Annotated in this window: 15 protein-coding genes; 12 read left to right on the plus strand and 3 right to left on the minus strand. The window is 64.4% G+C overall.

The annotated features are described in order from the left end of the window. The first annotated feature begins 12 nt into the window (after positions 1 to 12). From P1K88_RS01060 to thsA, 4 genes are all read left to right on the plus strand, one after another. Positions 13 to 798 carry an inositol monophosphatase family protein gene (locus P1K88_RS01060; RefSeq protein WP_276411865.1) on the plus strand — a complete coding sequence of 262 codons (786 nt, stop codon included), beginning with the start codon at positions 13 to 15 and terminating at the stop codon, positions 796 to 798. 91 nt (positions 799 to 889) lie between these two features. After that, on the plus strand, positions 890 to 1,882 hold the full coding sequence (locus P1K88_RS01065) for an MBL fold metallo-hydrolase (protein WP_276411867.1): 993 nt from the start codon (positions 890 to 892) through the stop codon (positions 1,880 to 1,882). 86 nt (positions 1,883 to 1,968) lie between these two features. Beyond that, positions 1,969 to 3,606 (plus strand): acetate--CoA ligase, encoded by a 1,638-nt coding sequence (locus tag P1K88_RS01070; protein ID WP_276411869.1) that lies wholly within the window; start codon positions 1,969 to 1,971, stop codon positions 3,604 to 3,606. Positions 3,607 to 3,655: 49 nt separating this feature from the next. Next, positions 3,656 to 5,296: a thermosome subunit alpha gene (thsA, locus tag P1K88_RS01075; protein ID WP_276411871.1), complete on the plus strand. Its 1,641-nt coding sequence runs from the start codon at positions 3,656 to 3,658 to the stop codon at positions 5,294 to 5,296. Here the strand turns inward: thsA and P1K88_RS01080 are convergent, their stop codons facing one another. Continuing rightward, the gene (locus P1K88_RS01080; protein ID WP_276411873.1) at positions 5,297 to 6,319 is read right to left on the minus strand and encodes a glycoside hydrolase family 88 protein; all 1,023 of its coding nucleotides are present in this window, start codon (positions 6,317 to 6,319) and stop codon (positions 5,297 to 5,299) included. A gap of 213 nt (positions 6,320 to 6,532) precedes the next feature. Between P1K88_RS01080 and P1K88_RS01085 the strand changes: the two genes are divergently transcribed. The 3 genes from P1K88_RS01085 to P1K88_RS01095 all read left to right on the plus strand — a co-directional run bounded on the left by P1K88_RS01085 (position 6,533) and on the right by P1K88_RS01095 (position 9,328). Further along, positions 6,533 to 7,033 (plus strand): gamma carbonic anhydrase family protein, encoded by a 501-nt coding sequence (locus tag P1K88_RS01085; RefSeq protein WP_276411874.1) that lies wholly within the window; start codon positions 6,533 to 6,535, stop codon positions 7,031 to 7,033. A 127-nt stretch (positions 7,034 to 7,160) separates the two neighbouring features. Continuing rightward, positions 7,161 to 8,333, plus strand: a complete 1,173-nt coding sequence (locus P1K88_RS01090) for a M24 family metallopeptidase (RefSeq protein ID WP_276411876.1) — start codon at positions 7,161 to 7,163, stop codon at positions 8,331 to 8,333. A 74-nt stretch (positions 8,334 to 8,407) separates the two neighbouring features. After that, complete coding sequence (locus P1K88_RS01095; RefSeq protein ID WP_276411877.1) at positions 8,408 to 9,328, plus strand: DMT family transporter; 921 nt, start codon at positions 8,408 to 8,410, stop codon at positions 9,326 to 9,328. Between the two features lie 491 nt (positions 9,329 to 9,819). Here P1K88_RS01095 and P1K88_RS01100 read toward each other — a convergent pair whose 3' ends face one another. Next, complete coding sequence (locus tag P1K88_RS01100) at positions 9,820 to 10,284, minus strand: pyridoxamine 5'-phosphate oxidase family protein (protein ID WP_276411879.1); 465 nt, start codon at positions 10,282 to 10,284, stop codon at positions 9,820 to 9,822. Positions 10,285 to 10,620: 336 nt separating this feature from the next. On the opposite strand from P1K88_RS01100, the gene P1K88_RS01105 reads away from it, so the two are divergent. The 3 genes from P1K88_RS01105 to P1K88_RS01115 all read left to right on the plus strand — a co-directional run bounded on the left by P1K88_RS01105 (position 10,621) and on the right by P1K88_RS01115 (position 12,404). Continuing rightward, positions 10,621 to 11,067 carry a pyridoxamine 5'-phosphate oxidase family protein gene (locus tag P1K88_RS01105; protein ID WP_276411880.1) on the plus strand — a complete coding sequence of 149 codons (447 nt, stop codon included), beginning with the start codon at positions 10,621 to 10,623 and terminating at the stop codon, positions 11,065 to 11,067. Between the two features lie 263 nt (positions 11,068 to 11,330). Then, positions 11,331 to 11,546, plus strand: coding sequence for a hypothetical protein (locus P1K88_RS01110; RefSeq protein WP_276411881.1), 216 nt, complete (start codon positions 11,331 to 11,333; stop codon positions 11,544 to 11,546). 177 nt (positions 11,547 to 11,723) lie between these two features. Next, positions 11,724 to 12,404, plus strand: a complete 681-nt coding sequence (locus tag P1K88_RS01115) for a hypothetical protein (protein WP_276411884.1) — start codon at positions 11,724 to 11,726, stop codon at positions 12,402 to 12,404. Between the two features lie 443 nt (positions 12,405 to 12,847). Here the strand turns inward: P1K88_RS01115 and P1K88_RS01120 are convergent, their stop codons facing one another. Continuing rightward, positions 12,848 to 14,998, minus strand: coding sequence for a hypothetical protein (locus tag P1K88_RS01120; RefSeq protein ID WP_379786681.1), 2,151 nt, complete (start codon positions 14,996 to 14,998; stop codon positions 12,848 to 12,850). A 129-nt stretch (positions 14,999 to 15,127) separates the two neighbouring features. On the opposite strand from P1K88_RS01120, the gene P1K88_RS01125 reads away from it, so the two are divergent. Both P1K88_RS01125 and P1K88_RS01130 read left to right on the plus strand, forming a co-directional pair. After that, positions 15,128 to 19,030: a PAS domain-containing protein gene (locus P1K88_RS01125; RefSeq protein WP_276411887.1), complete on the plus strand. Its 3,903-nt coding sequence runs from the start codon at positions 15,128 to 15,130 to the stop codon at positions 19,028 to 19,030. A 126-nt stretch (positions 19,031 to 19,156) separates the two neighbouring features. Further along, complete coding sequence (locus P1K88_RS01130) at positions 19,157 to 19,534, plus strand: response regulator transcription factor (protein ID WP_379786680.1); 378 nt, start codon at positions 19,157 to 19,159, stop codon at positions 19,532 to 19,534. Positions 19,535 to 19,536 lie beyond the last annotated feature (2 nt).

The raw sequence follows: 19,536 nt of genomic DNA on the forward strand, positions 1-19,536 counted from the left end.
GGCAACGCAGACATGAGCCGGGCAGAGACGGCGCTCGCGGCCGCGGAGGCCGGCGCCGAGGTCGCCGGTGAGCGCTACCAGACGTCGCTGTCGATCGACACGAAGTCGGGGAAGATGGACTACGTCACGGAGGCGGACAGACGCGCACAGCGGTCGGTCGTCGAGACGATCCGCGCCGACTACCCCGAGGCGACGGTCGTCGGCGAGGAGGACGACGAGCTGAAGGCCATCCCCGAGGACGGCGACGCCTGGGTGGTCGACCCCATCGACGGCACGACCAACTTCGTCCACGAGATACCGCTCTGGACGACGAGCGTCGCCGTCGTCCGCGGGGGCGAGACGACGGCCGCCGTGTCGGTCGCGCCAGCCCTCGACGGCGTCTACCGGGCCGACAGCGACGGCACGACCTGGAACGGCGATCCGGTCGCGGTGAGCGAGAAGACCGACGTCGAGACGTTCACCGTCGCCCCCATCCTCCGGTACGGCCCGGAGCGAGACGACGAGTTCGGGGACCTCATGGCCGCGCTCATCCGGGCCTTCGGGGACCTCCGGCGGTTCGGCTCCGCCCAGGTGACACTCGCGAAGGTCGCCACCGGGTCCCTCGACGCCGCGGCCTCGGCACAGCCCCGGCCGAACCCCTGGGACACCGTCGCCGGCGCGTACATGGTCGAGCGCGCCGGCGGGACGGTGACCGACGTCCACGGCGATCCGTGGGCCCCCGGCTCTGAGGGGCTCGTCGCGTCGAACGGCGCCGCCCACGATCGGGTCGTCGCGGTCGTCCAGTCGACGATGGCCTGAGGGAGGCTGTTCGGACGCGTCGTCGGGAGACAGGGGCGACGGCACAGCAGGCCGGACAGATTCAAGAGGGCTCGTCGGCTACACCGTCTCGATGGAGCGAATCTCGCTCTCGAACGCGGCCTTCGAGGGCAACAACAACGTGTTCGTCTTCGACGACGGCCCCGAGACGGTCCTCGTCGACACCGGGGACGGGACCGAGGCGACGCGGCGCCAGCTGACGGCCGCCCTCGGCGACCTGGGCATCGCGTTCGCGGACGTCGACCGGATCTTTCTCACGCACTGGCACGGTGACCACGCGGGCCTGGCCGGCCAGATTCAGGCGGCCAGCGGCGCCGAGGTGTACGTCCACCCGGCGGACGCGCCCCTCGTGGAGGGGGACGCCGGGGCCTGGGACGACCTCCGCTCGCTCCGGGACGCGGCCTTCGACGACTGGGGGATGCCCGTCGAGAAACGCCAGGCCCTCCGGGCGTGGCTCGAGGCACACGCGATCGAGAGCGACACCCCGAGCGTCACCACCTTCGAGGACGGCGAGACGTTCCGCGTCAACGGCCACGAGCTCACCGTCGCCCACCGACCCGGCCACGCCGCCGGCCTCTGTGTCTTCGAGTGTCGGCTGGACGGGCGACGGGACGTGTTCTGTGGGGACGCCGTCCTGCCGGTGTACACACCGAACGTCGGCGGCGCCGACGTGCGGGTCGAGCGACCGCTGGCGACGTACCTCCAGTCCCTCCAGCGGATCATCGAGGCGGACTACGACCGGGCGTGGCCCGGTCACCGCTCGCCGATAGACGCGCCGGCGGCGCGAGCCGCCGAGATCGTCACCCACCACGAGGAGCGTGCCCGGCGAGTGCTCGAGGCAGTGGCGAAGCGAGGACCCGCCGACGCCTGGACGGTGAGCGACGAGCTGTTCGGCGACCTCGAGGGGATCCACATCCTCCACGGGCCGGGCGAGGCGGACGCCCACCTCGAGCACCTGGCGCGGGCGGGCGAACTCACCCGGACGGCGGGACGGTACCGGCTGACAGACGAGACGGCAGCCAGGCTCTCGGAGACGGACGGAACGCGCTGGCCGATCGAGTATTGAGTGGCGGCCCGTTCGCCCTCGAGGGCGACTGGTCCGGTTTCTTATAGAAGTATATTTGTTGCAGGTGGGTATACGTGTAGCCGGTAATGGCGTGGTACATGTCACTCGAGGACTCGTATACTGCGGCCGTCGACAGCTTCGACTGGAATCTGCCGGCGGACTACAACGCAGCGACCGACCTGGTCCGCAAGCACGAGGACACGTCCCGTACCGCGCTCGTCGAGGTGACGCCGGACGGGAACCGGTCGTTCTCCTTCGCGGACCTCGACGACCGGTCCGACCGCGTCGCCGAGGGACTGGCCGACCGCGGCGTCGAACGCGGTGACCGCGTCGCCGTCGTGCTCTCCCAGCAGGCGGAGAATCCAATCGTCCACCTCGCCTGCTGGAAGCTCGGGGCCATCTCGATACCCCTCTCGGTGCTGTTCGGCCCGGACGCACTGGAGTACCGACTCGCGGACAGCGGCGCGAAGGTCGCGGTCGTGGACGTAGACGTCGCCGACACCGTCCACGACGTCGCCGACAGGTGTCCCGAACTCGAACACGTGTTCGTCGCGCCCGGGCCGGGCGAGGAGACGGCCGCCACCGAGACCTTCGCGGACCTCGAGGCGGCCGGGAGTACCGGCTTCGACGTCGCCGAGACGACGCCCGACACGCCCGCAATCGTCATGTACACCTCCGGGTCGACGGGCCCGCCGAAGGGCGTCCTCCACCGGCACGCCGTGTGGGCCGGAACCTGTCCCTCGTTTCTGGCCGCCAACGAGCTCGACGTCTCGGCGTCGGTCTTCTATACGCCCGCCGACTGGGCGTGGATCGGTGCCCTCGGGAACGTCGTCTTCCCGCCGTGGCACTTCGGGCAGACCATCGTCTGTCACAAGACCGAGCGTTTCGACCCGGAGCGGACATACCGCGTCTTCGAGGAGTACGGGGTGACGAACGCGTTCGTGCCGCCGACAGCCCTCCGGATGCTGCGCGACGCCGGCGACCCGGAGGGGTTCAACCTCTCGCTCGACGTCGTCGTCGCCGGCGGAGAGGCGCTCACGCCCGAGCTCCGCGAGTGGTTCGACGACGTCCTCCCGTCGGTCACCGTCAACGAGATCTACGGCCAGACGGAGGCGAACGTCTTCGTGTGCACGTGTCACAGGTGGTTCGACCCGAAGGCCGGGAGCAGCGGGCGAGTCGTCCCCGGCCACGAGGCGACGATCCTGGACCCGGAGACCGGCGAGGAGGTCCCCGACGGAGAGGTGGGCGAGATAGCCATCGACTACGAGGGCGACCCGCTGGTGTACGTAGAGTACTGGAACGCGCCCGAGCGGACGAAGGCGGCCCGCACCGGCCGATGGCACCGCACGGGCGACCTGGGGTACCGCGACGAGGACGGCTACTACTGGTTCAAATCGCGCAAGGACGACGTCATCATCACGTCGGGGTACCGGGTCGGGCCGGGGGAGGTTGAGACGACGCTGCTGAAACACCCGGCCGTCGCGCAGGTGGGCGTCATCGGGGTCCCCGACGACACCCGCAACGAACGGATCAAGGCCTTCGTCCAGACGACCGCCGACGTCGACGGCGACGACGAACTCAGGGCCGACTTAGAGGAGTGGGTCCGGGACCGGCTGGCGGAGTACGAGTACCCGCGCGACATCGAGTTCGTCTCGGAGTTCCCCCAGACCACCAGCGGGAAGATCAAACGGAAGGCCCTCAGAGAGCGCGAGCAGAACACGTAGGCGGCGGAGGCGGTGGGTTTACATGTCTCTGTCGTCGAATCCACGTACGATGAACGGTAGCATACGGGAGGGTATCACGGGACCCGAAGACAGCATCTCCGAGTTCGGGCCCGACGAACGTAGCGTCCGGCAGGCGAACATCGCGGCCGGTCGGGCCGTGGGCGACCTCGTCCGGACGACGATGGGACCGCGCGGGATGGACAAACTCCTCGTGGACCGGTCCGGGATGGGGATCGTCACGAACAACGGGGCGAGCATCCTCCGCGAGACGGTCGAGCACCCCGTCGGTGATCTCATCGCGGACGTCGCGGTCTCCCAGGAGGACGAGGTGAACGACGGCACGACGACGGCGGCGACCGTCGCCGCCGAGCTCCTCGCCGAGGCCGAGGCGCTCATCGACCAGGACGTCCACCCGACGACGATCGTGAACGGCTATCTCGCGGCCGCCGAGCACGCGACCGAGCAACTGGCGGGAGACGCGGTCGAGATCGACCCGTCGGACACCGAACGGCTGACACAGATCGCGAGGACCGCGATGTCGGGCAAGTCGGTCAAGGCCGATGCCAACATCCCCGAGCTCGTCGTCGAGGCCGCCCAGCAGGTCGCGACCGACGACGGCGTCGACGTCGACGACGTGCGGACCGAGAAGATCACGGGCGCGCAGGTCGTCGACTCCTTCCTCGCCGACAGCATCCAGGTCGGGAAGGAACGGGCCGACGCGTCCTCGCCGTACCGCGTCGAGGACGCCGACGTCGCGGTGATCAACAAGCCCATAGAGGCCCGCGAGCTCAAGGGCGACTCCGAGGTCAACTTCCTCTCGACCGACGAGTTCGACGGCATCCGCGACGGCGAGCGCTCGGAGGCCATCGCCATCGCCGAACACCTCGACGACCTGGGCGTCGACGCCGTCATCGGCGGCGAGGACATCCAGCAGGTCACGCGCTCGTTCCTGGCCCAGAAGGGGATCTACGTGGTCCGTCGCGCCGACGACGAGGACGTCAGGGCCGCCGCGAAGGCGACGGGCGCCGAGATCATCACCGACCCGCGGGACATGACAGTCGAGGACCTCGGCCACGCCGATATCGTCGAGGAGATAGACGTCGGCGGCGAGCGCAAGACGAGTATCAAGGGCCCACAGACCCAGCAGATCGCCACGCTCGTCCTGTACGGATCGACGACGGACGTGGTCGACGAGGTCGAACGCGCCGTCGAGGACGCCCTCTCGGCCGTGGCGCTCGCGCTCAACGAACCGAAGATCCTCCCCGGTGGCGGCGCGACGGAGACGGCAGTGGCCCTCGAACTGCGGGAGTGGGCGACCCAGCACGAGACCCGGGAACAGCTCGCCATCCAGGCGTTCGCACACGCACTCGAGGTGGTGCCCCGGACGCTCGCCGAGAACGCCGGTATCAACCCCGTCGACGGCGTCGTCGACGTCCGCGCCGCGCAGTCGACGGGCACGCCGACGGCCGGTATCGACGGCGAGACCGGCGAAGTCGTCGACGCGCTGGCCGCCGGCATCGTCGAACCGCCCGCGGTGAAGCGCCACTCGATCCAGGCCGCGACGGACGCGGCAGCGGCCATCCTCCGAATCGACGACGCGCTTCCCAAGCGAGAAGAGACCCCGGACGAGATGCCCGGTGGCGGGATGGGCGGCGCAGGTGGAATGGGCGGCGGGATGGACGGACTGTAGTCAGACGAACTGGCTGGCGGCGAGCAGGAACCAGCCCTGTCCGTACGAGGTCACGGCGAACGGGACGCCGGGCCCGCCCGGCGGGCCGACGACGCGATTGACGGCGCCGTCGTCTCCGACGACGTCTTGCGTGACGTCCATGGCGTCTGTCGCCGCCTGTCCGTACGCCGATTCGTCGAGGAGTCCGCGGTCGATGCCCTCGCGGAACGCGTAGGCGAACATCAGCGTCCCCGAGGTCTCCAGTGCGGACTGGTCGTCGTCGAGGATGTTGTGCCAGTATCCCGAGGCGTCCTGGAGCGGGCGCACCGCCGCACAGAGGTCGGTGAATATCTCGACGAGTTCGTCGCGGTCGTCGTGGTCCTCGGGGACGTACTCGAGGGCGTCGAGGATGCCGGCCGCGACCCAGCCGTTCCCGCGCGACCAGAACGTGTCCTCGGGGAAGGTGTTTGGCTGTTCGCGCCACTCGTGGCGGTACAGGCCCGTGTGGGGGTCACGGAGGTACTTCGTCTGGACGCGAATCTGTCGAGCGGCATCGTCGATGGCGGCCGGCTCGTCCGCGACGGCGCCGTAGCGTGCCAGGAACGGGGACAGCATGTAGACGGCGTCGACCCACAGTTCCACCTTCCCGCGGTGGTGCCCGATGCCGCCGTCGGCCGTCCGCTGGGCCTCCTCGGCCAGGTAGTCGTACTGGCGCTCGGCGGCCTCTAGGTACGCCTCGTCGCCGGTCCGATCGTAGAACTCCAGGACGGGGTAGCCCAGCGCGGCGGGGTCGGTCTGGGACTGGTACTCGACGTCGTCCGTCCAGGACTTGGGATCGAGCGACCCGTAGGAGAACTGCCCCGCCGAGGTCTGGGTCGCGATCGAGCGGTCGACGAGTCGACGGACCGCGTCGTCGTAGCCGCCGACGGCGAGGAGGCCGTTCAGCGCGACGGCTTTCTGCCACGTCTCGGACTCCATGTCCCGCTCCAGCGTGTGGTTCGCTACACGTTCGACTACTGCGGGTAGCTCCTGGTGTGCTGCCATACCGCCCGAACAGCACGGACGTACAAAATTGTTAGGTTCACCCCGACCGCATTCCCACCGCTGTCGGTGGGCCTGGCCGGCCGGCCCGCGACGACCCGGTCCCGGGTCGCAGCGTCGACGGGGTCGGTCGTGCACGTCCGGTCCGCCGCGACGAGACGCCTGCCGAGCGACAACAGAGGGGGGTTTCAAGAGAACCCCGACCCACCGTCCAGTATGATACGAGCAGTCGACGGCATGACCCCCACGATAGCCGACTCGGCGTACGTAGACGAGGCGGCAGTCGTCATCGGGGACGTCGTCATCGAGGCGGGGGCGAGCGTCTGGCCGAACACCACCCTCCGGGGCGACCACGGACAGATCGTGGTCGGCGAGCGAGCGAACGTACAGGACAACGCCGTGCTCCACGAAGACGCCGTACTCGGGCCCGAGACGACGGTGGGCCACAGCGCCATCGTCCACGCGGCGACCGTCGACGAGGGGGCGCTCGTCGGGATGAACGCGGTCGTCCTCGACGACGCCCACGTCGGCGAGGAGGCCATCGTCGGCGCCGGGTCCGTCGTCACCGAGGGGACCGAGGTCCCGCCGGCGACGCTCGCCGTCGGCACGCCGGCCGAGCCGAAGACCGAACTCGACGACCCGGACACGCGGGTGGCGGCCGAGCACTACGCCGAACTCGCCACCCGATACGAGGAGACGTCCGAACGGCTCGACTGAGCGGAGCCACCGGAGCGACGCGTCTCGCTGACGCCCGACCGACCGCCACGACGGGGGCGGCCGCGAGACGGCGTACCGGGACACGTCTGGTCACCACAATTTTATAGACTGGGTGAGTCCCTCTCGCATGGGTCCAGAACCGACACTCCCGGAGTCCGAGTACGACCGCCGTATCGGCGCGGTCCGCGAGGCGATGGTCGAGAAGGAGTACGACCTCCTCGTGGTCTACGCGGACGAGTACCGGGTCGGCGACGGCTTCTACCTCTCGAACTTCAAGCCGATCAACGTCCTCGAAGAGGCACACCAGCTCGTCCTCGTCCCCGTCGACGACGACCCGGTGTTACTCACGGGAACGCTGAACAGCCACGGGGCGCGGGAGCGATCCTGGATCGACGACGTCCGCCCGTTCGCGGCGTTCACCGAGACGCTCACCGACGTCGTGGACCGCTCGGACGGCGTGTCGAGAGTCGGGCTGGCGGGGGAACGGCTGCTCCCGGTCCGCTGGTACGACCGGCTGGCGGACGCCCTCGGGTCCCGGGAGATCGTCCGCGACGACGAGCTGCTCGCTCGCTGCCGTCAGTTCAAGAGCGACGCGGAGATACGGATGCTCGAACACGCGGCGGCGATCGGCGACCAGAGCATCGTCGACGTAGTCCAGGAGATGGCAGTCGGCGACAGCGAAGCCGACCTGGCCGCGGTCGGCGAGTACGGCGCCCGTCGCCGCTCGGCGGAGATCGGGTCGGCGTACGTCGTCATCACCGGCGCGAACACCCGCCACCCGACCTGGCGGCCGTCGCCCGACCACCACGTCGACGACGGCGACTACGTCATCATCGACGCCTCGCCCCAGTATCGCGGCTACGCGGCCGACGTGGCTATCACCGCCATCGCGGGGGACGACCCCGAGAAGGCCGAGACGCTCGCGCGGGCGAACCGGGTCACGAACGAGCTGATCGAGGAGCAGGTTGAACCCGGTATCCGGGCGGGGGACCTCTACGAGCGGGTGCTCGACCGGGTCCAGCGGGAGGGCTGGAGCGAGGAGTTCGAACCGTTCGCGACTGGCGTCCGGGCCATCGGTCACGGCGTCGGCATCGACGTCGTCGAGTGGCCGAACCTCGGTCCGGGCGTCGACGTGACGCTCGAACCCGGGATGGTGGTCTCACTCAAGTTCGACCTGCACGGGATTCCCGGGGGCGGCCTCCGCGTCGAGCGGATGCTCGCCATCGAGGAGGGCGGCGCGCGCCCGCTGAACTTCACCGACCCCACCACGCTCCCCGAGGACGTCCGGGCGTTTCTCTGAGCGCTATCAGGGACCCGTCGCTGGGACGGTCCGCCACCGGTACTTAGATAGGCCCATTCGCGCAATGGCCTGTAATGGCAACTGCGGCGACGATCCTGGACCGGGTCGAAGACTACGTGACACCGATGGGCGCGCTCGCCGTCGCGGTCGTCGCGGTCAGCACCAGCGCGATCCTCGTGAGGTGGTCTACGGCGCCGTCGTCGGTCGTGGCCTTCTATCGCGTGCTCCTGACGACCGTCCTGCTCGCGCCGCTGGTGATGACCCGCCACGCAGGGTCGTTGACGAAGCTCTCCGGCCGCGACCTGCTGGTCGCCGGCGCGGCGGGGGTCGCACTCGCCGTGCACTTCGCGACCTGGTTCGAGAGTCTCGACTGGACCAGCGTCGCGGCGTCGGTCACGCTCGTCCAGGCCCAACCCCTGTTCGTCGCGCTCGGGGCGTGGGTGCTGCTCGACGAGCGTATCAGCCACCGGACTGCGATCGGCATCGGAATCGCGGTGGCGGGCATGGCCGTGATGTCGATGGGGGACTTCCTCAGCGGGACGGCCGTGGGGCCGCGACCGCTGTTCGGGAACTCCCTCGCGGTGCTGGCCGCGGTCATGATGGCCCTGTACGTGCTCGTGGGCCGGTCACTGCGCCAGCGGCTCCCCCTGCTCCCCTACGTGACCGTCGTGTATCTGGTCGCGGCGGCGACGCTCCTGGTGTACCTGCTCGGCCAGGGCCACCCGCTCGCCGGCTATCCCCCCCGCGAGTGGCTCCTCTTTCTCGCGATGGCCGCCGGGCCGGGCGTGTTCGGACATACGGTCCTGAACTGGGCGCTGGCACACGTCGACTCGAGCGTGGTCAGCGTCTCGCTGCTCGGCGAACCGCTGGGGAGCGCCCTGCTCGCGCTCATCCTGCTCGCGGAGATCCCGACGCTCTGGACGGTGGTCGGCGGCGCAATCGTGCTCGGCGGTATCACCCTCACCGCTCGCACCGGCGGTGGCGCCGCCGAGTGAACGGGGCCGATTCGCACCGCCACGACGGCTGCTGCCCGGATGCTTCGGGCCGACGTCACGGCTGCTGCTCGCTGCAGCCGATACGAACCGGGTGGTGTCGAGGAACCGTGTGCCCACACCTCCGTCTGTCTCGAACCACCTCCCGATGCACCAGCGACCAGTCTAGCGCATCCACGTCCAGAGAATAGTTGGATAGAGAGGAGATACCACTATTTAGAGTTCTAATTGGCAGTTAATAGATCGAGATTGCCTAATGTGGCCGCTTAATAGACCTCTGTATACAGATATCCCCCATTCTAGAATTTTTTCTGGAATTTCTAATCTGTCTTCTCCCAACCTGTATTGAAACCGGAGTGTGAGGGGAGCCCTCGTCGGGGCACAGCAATTGCACGGCTGCGTTCCTGTATCGCGCACGCAATTGCTGGCTGAGTCCCGATCGTCCATGGAGACGTTGCTGCAGACAACGCGGATATGCAGCGAGGGGTTTCGGGTCAGTCGTCGGTTGATTCTACGACTCCGGTAAGTTCGTCGGTGCGCAGACGCACAAGCGTGAACAGCAGCTCGGACGGGGCCTCGAATACGTGGTAGAATGGGATCTTCTGTTCGTGTTCAGCATCGCTGCGTTCCGAATCGGCTGGGGTCACTCGGTCCAAGTTCTCGGTGGTATTGCGGTGCTCAAGTTCACCGCTCGCGACGACGCTCTTCCACCCCGATTCTGTTTCGGCGGCGACAACGAACGTCGCTCGCTCGGTAGTTTCGATGTACTTCCGTTTGCGACTTCCCACGCCGTAGCCGAGTCGAAAATAGAAATCCTCGGTCTCCGGTGCGAACGTAAACGCGACGGGGATCGCATAGGACTCGTCCTCATCCGCCAGCGCGAGGGTCCCCGTCGATCGGTTCTCGAGGAATGCTTCGATTGCTGGCTCGTCAAGAACCCCGGCAATCTGTTGGTTCATAGAATAAAATTATGGCAAATCTGAATAAATCTATCGGGCTTCACCAAGTCGAGACACAGCGAACAGATCCGCTGTATCGGGTAGTAGGCTACGTGCCATCTGTTGGATAGATCGATGCGTAGTGGGTATAGCGAGTCTGTACCGTTCCAGTGACTCGAGGTGCGGGGGACACGCCGTGAGACACCCTCGCTTCGTGACAGGTTCCCGGACGTAACCGCAACGATCGCCATCGGCGTGTGCACGATACCGGGCGCGTATCCTCCAGGTTACAACTCATTGTGCCGTAGGGAGAGATCTGCCCCGAGTTTTATTTGTGTGTGATCGTGTGACTATCGTATGGCTGCATTCGATTCCCTCCTGGGAAGTGAAGTTGACGATGCTGAGATCGAGGAAGTGTTGCTAGACGTGGGTTTCGGGGTGCTCTCACTGAGTGCCGACGGAGTCCCCTATGGCGTCCCGCTCTCTTTCGGCTACGACGGCGAAGACCGGCTCTACTTCGTATTTCTCGATTCGAGCACTGAACTTCGGAAGGAACAGTACGCCGAACAAGCCTCCATTGCAAGTTTCACCACCTTCGATGTCGACCCCGACGGGTCGTGGCGGAGTGTGATCGTTGCTGGATCACTCGATAGAATCACCATCGACGAATGGGACACCGCACGTGAAGCGATGGCCGACAACGCGTACCAATCGGACCTTCTCTCGGAGTATGAACTGCAGGAGAACACCAATGTATGGGCACTCACAATCGAAGAGCGGTCTGGACGTGCTATGGGGCAATAGCTAATCGGCCCGTCACTGGTGGATAGAAACGCTGCATTCGGCACGCGGTTTCTGCCGGGATCCGTATGGGTCGGGTCCAGTCGAAGCGATCGTTTGAATCGGCCAGACCGACAAAGCGTGTCCCGGAAGCGGATTCGACTTGCTCACACCCGGACGTAACTCGGTTGCAAGACAGAGACGTCGCTGCCAACGCCACTGGAACCACCACCAGTCCAGATATGTGAACAACCAACATTTATACCAATATCCGATAATGAGAACGTATGGGAGATACCAAGGGTACTGCGGACGACGCATCGCATTTCGGTGAGGAACGGGACCGCACGAATCCGGATTTCTCGATTATCGATATCTACGCCGAAGAAGGAGACGTCTGGATCCAGACGGGTGGGATACACGAGCCATACAGCGTCGACGTCGCCGAACGAATCCGCGACCGGCTCGACAGCGTAATCGAAGACGCGAAAGGTGACGAGTGAACCAGTCGACCGAACTGTCGGGGTGACGGAAGCGGTCCCGGTACCGACGTACCGGACGGCGACCTGGTGAGTGACAGAGACGACCTCGCCGACCCGATGCCGACGATGCTATTGACGCCACAGAGTTGATCGTCGGGGGTGTCACCGTCGAACCGATCACCGATCCGTAGCTCGCTCATGACCGACACCACCCTTCCAGAGGGAGAGGACTCACGACGCACGCTAGCACAGGAACTTGCCTCGCAGTCCAGCGACAGGCCCGAGAGCATCACGGATTCGGAGATGACGCAACTCGTCGCGTTGCTACGCGTGCAGGATGTGGAAACCCGTGTCCAAGCTGCCCAAGCCCTGCAACACCTGTACGACCGTCCGACACTCTTTGCCCCGGTGATTGCCGAGCTTGTCGTGATCGGGGACACGTATCCTGAAACTGTCGACGGGATTCCCTCCCCGCAGTCGATGCTGCGTTCGCCGGAGATCCGCACTGTTGTATACGTCGCCGACTCGCTGGCGCGGGTTGCCCAAAGCGATCCGTCGCTGTTCGTTCCGGTCGCCGACCAAATCGCCGAGGCGGTCCTCAGTGGTGACCGGACACCAAAGTACTACGTCTTCATCCTCGGGTTGATCCACGATGTCGTTCCAGCGGCTGTTCCGGAAGCAGTGGTGAAAGAAGAACTCTGTACGTTGCTTGACCGCGGGCACGGATTCGGCTATCCATCGTGGGCGGCGGACACACTCCGTCGGTTGGGGGATCCGGCCGTCCTCCCCGAACTAGAGGCAAACTATCCCGAGAACCCTGTCGACGAGACCACGCAGGAGGCATTCGATGAGGCGATTGCTGAGCTACAAACGCAGTAGCCGTAGTCCCGTCCCGGACCAGTGCCGAGTCGACTGACGAGAGAATTAGCGTCGGATTCCGCTCGATATGCATCGATTACGAGAGACACACGGTGTGGCCTGCAGGGCTATCGATATACCGCTGGGAAGTAGTACGAATAGGCAATCTGGACACCGACTGAGGAGCCGACTCACTGAGAACTGAGATCGCTATTGGCCGAGTACTGCATCCGGCCTCTGCAATTATCGTTGCCCCCGAGTATGCGCATCGAGTAGCGGTAATGAAAAAGCCATGCTGCGAGGAGCCTCCGTATCGGTCACGTCGGTTCTGGCAGGCACTCTGGCGTTCGTTTGCGAACTGCTGCATACAGCGTGCACAGTCGGCACCCGGCACAGATCTGTACTAGTACATGGTAGGTCCGGATAGTGGGATCGACCGGGCCAGGGAAGCCTTCCCGTCTCTTTCAGGCCCACTCCTCTTCGAGTACCTGATACGATTCTTTGAGTCGCTCCGTGTACGCAACGTCTGACCACGTCTCCCAGCTGTATTCGGTGGTGTGGAGCTCGCCACTGGTCTGACGTGGGACTGCGTGGGTGAGATTGGTCCCGCCAGAGACGGACTGTGCCTGATCATCCGCATTCGGACGGTACGTCGCAGCGCCGACAGCGACCGATTCGAACGGTACCGCAGCGAGCCCGTCGGCCCAGTCCGAGGCGATCCGCTGTTTCGTCGACGGGTCAGCTACATTGAGCAACACCCACGGGAGTCTGACCTCAATGGTCCGTTTTGAAGGGGCAACGTGAACATCTGTGAGCGAATTGTGCGCCGGTTGGGAGGGGTTCCCATTCCCGTAGGTGAGCTGTCCGGTTTCGACGGCCTCGAATGGGACGTCGTCGCCCGTTGGGGGAACCGTGTACCCGAGATTGACCGGTTCACGAACGGGTACGAAGCCGGCGGTCCCATCCCGATAGTCCGCCATCGGGAGGCCGGCCGTGGTGCCAAATTCACGAGCGAATGCGTCGTACGATGACTCCACCAGCAACCGCGACTGAGAGTCGCCAGCGAGGTGGACGACGAAATCCGCGACGGCCGTCGCATCCGTATCAAACGGCAACGTAGTCGACTCCCCACGGAGCCCGATTGTGAGAAGGACGTTCACTCGGTCCCACGCGACCGGTTCGGACAGCTCGGAGAGGGTGACCCGCAGTTCCAGCCCTTCTAGACTGTGAGAGATACGCAACTCTTCGAGTTGTCTGATAGCGTCGACCCCCGACGTTGCCGACGGTTCAGTGACGGTTGCGTCGCGCCACTCCGACTCGTTGCCCGACAACGAGATAGCGTCCTCGGGGTCGAACGCCAGCAGACCGAACCGCTGTTCCGGGGTCTCGATGTTCGACCAGTACGGCCGTCGATCCGGAACCGAGCGCGCGTCGAGATTCCACGTTCGTTTGAACCACTCGTTTTGCCACGCGAAGGCGATACCCCCTGCTGTGTCGGCTTCGAGAATATCTTCGTACATTGCCGCGACGATCTCGCCTTGCCGCTGTTCGGTGTGTCGTCCCTGGTCGCGGCCGTGGACATCGTGGTGGGCGATCCCACGGGAACTGGGCACGCCGAATTCGGCGACGAGCAGTGGGAGCGCTGTCGCGTCAGCGAGGTCGTTCAGATAGCCGGCGTAGCTGTTGGGTTCGCCCCGGTGGTCGATGTAGTCGACATACTCCGGTGTCTCGTTGAGCAGGTCGGGATAGTACGGGTAGACGTGATACGCGGCAAACGTCCCGGGCGAAAACTCCTCGGTCGTGGTAACGGCATCAGGGTCGAGGCTGACTGCATCCTCGGCCTCGAACGGCTCGTATGGATGGTCCAGCGGGTCCGTTGTCACCCAATTAACGAATCCGGCGGGAGCCTGCGAGCTGTACGTGGCAGTTTCGTGGGCAACCGCACCATCCAGTCGCTCGGCGAGCCATCGCTCGAATGGACTGCCACCGCTTTGGAAATACGTCCCGGCGTACGAGCCATCGGCGAGGGCCCGGTTCGTGGTGTCGACGACATCCGGTGGCCACTCGACGCCAAACAGATACCCTGCGAGCCAGTCGTGGACGTCGGCATCGTAGACACCGCTCGCATATCCCGGCCGGTCAGGGAGCGTCGTCGAACCGTGCACGACATCGACGGTTCGCTGCAGCTCTCGATCGACCATCCCGGAGATGGCGGTTATGTCACTCGCTTCGACCATCGGCTGGTGTGGCACCCACGTACCCTGTAGTAAGTACAGCGGGTCGGTGGTGTCGGCGTTGTAGGCCGCCAGTGCGCGATAGAACGCCGGTGGATGGATCGTGTACGTCCGAATCACGTTGGCGATCGCACCGATATCTGCGAGCCATCGGTCGTACTCGGATCGGGTGATCGCCGCGGACCCCGGGAAGTGGCCTGGCTTGGCCATCCCGATGTTGAGGCCCCGGACGGGTACCGGCTGATACTCACCGTCGGTAAGCCGTTCGAATCCCCCGTCGCGGACGCGGACTGCTGTCGGGTCCGTGCCGCCCTCGAGACAGCCGGCGGCGCCGACTGTTCCGGTAAGGCCGATACCTGCGAGAAACCGACGGCGGTTCATACTGCTGGTATGGGGTCGTGTGTGATTATTCCAGCGTCTTCGGCGGCGTACCAGGTCGAGAATACCGATAGTATCAGACGTAATATTCGCTGGGGATGATTGATTACCGTACAGCCGATACGTGGCTTAATGACAGAGACGGATGGCGATCCGGTTGGTCCGCTCCGTGTTCTCTACGTGAACGACGACGGCGAATTTTCGGAGTTGGTCCGGACGAAACTATCGACCAGTGATCTCGACTTCGAGATCACGACCGTCAGTACCGCCGAGGAGACACTCGAACAGCTCTCGCTGACGCCTATCGACTGTGTCGTTACCTGTTACTCCCTTCCGGAGACGACCGGGGTAGAACTGAGTCAGACGATTCGATCCGCCGGATACGATCTGCCAGCGATACTGTTCACCGGCCGTGATACCGAACCGGTCGTACGAGAGGCGATGGAAGCGGACACGCTGGAATATATACCGATTCACGCGACAGAGGACAGTTTTTCGTTGCTCGGGAGCCGAATCCGGACGCTCGTCGAAGCGGCACGTGACCAAAAGAGAGCCGAGCAGATGTCGAACCGCTTCCGGCGCACGCTAGAGCGTGCCACTGACGCGATTTACGCAGTCGACGAGGAGTGGCGTATCGAATATATGAACGAAAAGATGGCACAGCGGGTCGATCGGAACCCGGAGGCGGTGGTCGGTACCACACTCTGGGACGAGTTCCCGTCGATAGTCGGGACCGACCTCGAGGACCGGTATCGGACGGCGATGCAGACCGGTGACTCGGTGACCTTCGAACAGCGCCTCGGGGAGCCGTTCGACTACTGGGTCGAGGTCCGTGCCTTTCCCGACGAGGACGGACTGACCGTGTTTTCACGCGATATCACGGCCGAGCGCGAACGTGAACTGGCGCTCGAACGCAGTGAGACGATTCTGCAGAACATCAACGATATCGTCCTCGTGATCGATCGGGAGGGCGTCGTCCAGTTCTCGAATGCAACCGCGGAGCGACGTATCGCAGCAGACGATTCCGGACAGCTGGAGGGACGACCACTAGCCGATGTCGTCCGTGATCGGTTCGCTGAAGCCGATGCGGAACGGTTCGCTTCGGCAGTCACGTCGTCGCTTCGCCAACTCGAAGGAGATACCGAAGTCGCTGGACTCCACGAGTCGGACCTGCAACTCGATTTCGAAAGCGGGCGGGGAGAGCGAACGCTCGACGTGCGTTTGACACCGTTCGAACGGTCCCAGGACGGCCGCGTGCTCGTCGTCGCCCGGGATGTCACCGACCGGAGCGAAGCCACCAGACAGATTGAGCGGGAACGCGATGCACTGCAGGAGATCCAGTCCGTGATGGCACAAAGCGACATTTCGGCGGAGGCCCGTCTCGGGGAACTGCTCAAGGTGGGCTGTCGGACGCTGGGCCTGGAGATCGGCATCGTCTCGCGAGTCAAGGACAGTGACTACACCGTCAAGGCCGTCCACGCACCGAGTGCGGAGATACACGTTGGCGACCAGTTCGATGTCGAATCGACGTACTGCGCGGAGGTGGCTACCGAAAAAGAGGTCTGTGCGTTCACCGATGCGGTTACCGATCGGAAAGAGACCCCTCCGGCATATCACGAGTTCGAGATTGAATCGTATATCGGCGCACCGCTGGTCGTCGACGGGGAACGCTACGGGACGGTTAATTTTTCCAGTCCGACAACTCGGGTAACCCCGTTCGGGAGGCTCGAACAGACGTTCGTCGAGTTGCTGTCGGAACTCGTGGCCGCCGAAATCTCTCGAGACCGGACTAGACAGGAGCTAGAACGGCAGGAGTTCCTGTTCGAGCGGGTGCAGGAGACGGCAGAAATCGGCATCTGGGAGTACGCTCCGACGTCGGGCGAACTACACTGGTCTGACGGCGTCCGCCGGATTCACGGGGTCGACGGGGACTACGAGCCGTCACTTGACGATGGCATCGGGTTCTACCACCCGGACGACAGAGCAGCGATAGAGTCTGCCGTCGAGCGGGCGATCGAAGACGGTGAGCCGTACGACCTCGACCTGCGAATCGTGCGGCCCGACGGTGACGTGCGAGATGTCCGTGTACAGGGAGAGCGGATCGATAGCCCCCGAGGAGACGGCACCGCGGTTCGGGGGGTGATTCAGGATATCACGGACCGAAAAGCAGCGGAACGCGAACACAGGGAACTCGCCGGGGAGTACGAGGCGCTGCTGGACACCTCAGGGGATGCCATCTTCTTGCTCGATGTCGAGACGAGTGGTGAGACGCCGACCTTCGAGTTCGCACGGCTCAGTCCGGGATACGAGACCCAGACCGGAATCACAACCGAGGAGGTGCGGGGCCAGACACCGCGAGACGTCTTCGGGGAGGAGGGGGGTGCCGCAGTCGAGTCGCACTATCGCCGCTGTATCGAGCGTCGTGAACCCATCTCCTACCGTGAGGAGTTGGCCATCGACGAGGACGCGCGGTTTTGGGACACGAGTCTCGCTCCGGTCATCGTCGACGACGAAGTCGTTCGGCTCGTCGGCATCGCTCGGAATATCACCGAACAGGTCGAGCGGGAGCGTGACCTCGAGACGACGAACCAGCGGCTTGAGTCGCTTATCGAAGCCACGCCCCTTACGGTCATGGAGATCGATCCGGAGGGGAACGTCACCCGCTGGAACGACGAAGCTGAGACCATGTTCGGGTGGTCCCGCGAAGAGATTCTCGGGGAATTCAACCCGATAGTTCCGGAGGAGAAACAGTCCGAGTTCGCCGCATATCGCCAGCGCGTTTTGAACGGCGAACGGATCCGCGGTGCGGAGATTCAGCGAGAGACGAAACACGGAACGGAACTTGACCTACTGCTGTCTGTCGCCCCCATCACCGGACCTGACGGCGACGTCACGAGTATCCTGGCCGTATTAGACGACATTACCGAGCAGAAACAGCTAGAGCGAAAACTCCGTTCGCTACAGGAGACTGCGCAACGACTCAGCGGGGCACAGTCGGCCGAAGAGATCGGGTCGATTGCCGTCGAGGCAGCCAGAGAGATACTCGGCTTCGATCTCACTGCCGTCTGGGAATACAACGAACGGGCGGAGACGTTGGACCCACTCGCGGCGAGTACCCACACACGGGAACTGATCGGTGAGGTCCCGCGACTGCGAAACGAGGACAGTCCGGGGTGGAGCGCGTTCGAGGATTCCGAACTGCGTATTCACGACGACCTCGTGTCGGAGACATCGCTCGACGTCCCGAGTGCGAAATTGGACGACGGCCTCTTCGTCCCACTGGACGATGTTGGCCTCATTGCTGCCGGGACACACTCCAGGCAGGACTTCTCGGACACGGATACCGACCTGTTCCGGATCCTCGGTTCGACCGTCGCCGCAGCCCTTGGCCGGGCAAACAGGGAAGCACGACTGCAGCGCCAGAACGAACGACTCGACCAGTTCGCAAGCGTCGTGGCCCACGACCTCCGGAATCCGTTGAGCGTCGCGATGGGCTTTACAGATATCGCTCAAGAGAGTCAAGACCCGGCCCACTTCGAGAAAATCGAGAACGCCCACGACCGTATCGAACGCCTCATCGAAGACCTGCTCACGCTCGCCCGGGGTGAAACGACGATTACGGAGCCAGCGCAGATAGATATCAGTACCGTTGCGACCGAGGCGTGGGGATACGTCGACACACACGAGGCGGATCTCGAGATCGACGACGATATGCCGGTCGTGTCGGGAGACGACGGGCGGTTGATTCAACTGTTCGAGAACCTCTTTCGCAACGCGATCGAACATGGCGGGAACGACGTGACAGTCACTGTCGGCCTGTTACCCGATAGTGAGGGGCTCTACGTGGAAGATGACGGGACAGGGATTCCGACTGACCGCCAGGAGACGGTGTTCGACCACGGTGTCACGACAAACACGGACGGGACGGGATTCGGACTCTCGATCGTCAGCGACATCGCGAAGGCACACGGCTGGACGGTCAGAGTAACGGACGGGACTGACGGTGGTGCACGGTTCGAGTTCGAACTTTCGTGACAACCCGATGATGAGCCGAGAATCACACTCCGGACCGACGAGCGTCACCCAGTCGGGGGACCGACCAGCAACGTATTTACGACTGGGTAACCCTTTGTCTGTTGACTGCTTACCGTATAGATACCAATGAGCAACGATATACTCGTGGTCGACGACGACGAGGTCATTCGTCAGTTGCTCACTCATCGATTTGAAGGCGCCGGATACGACGTCCGCGTCTGTGAGGACGGACGAGCAGCTATCGAGTTGTTCGATACGGGATACGAACCGGCGCTGGCTGTCGTCGACGTAATGATGCCACGACTGGACGGGACGCGACTCCTCCGGATGGTCCGGAATGGCGAGACGGCCGTCCGTTCGGACCTTCCAGTGATTATGCTCACCTCCCGTGGACAGGAGGAACACGTGCTCGAGGGGTTCGATTCCGGTGCTGACGATTACGTCACAAAACCGTTTCGCGGACAGGAGCTGTTAGCTCGGGTTCGGAGATATGCGGGCACGTAATC

Source organism: Haloarcula halobia, from assembly GCF_029338255.1.
Classification (GTDB): domain Archaea; phylum Halobacteriota; class Halobacteria; order Halobacteriales; family Haloarculaceae; genus Haloarcula; species Haloarcula halobia.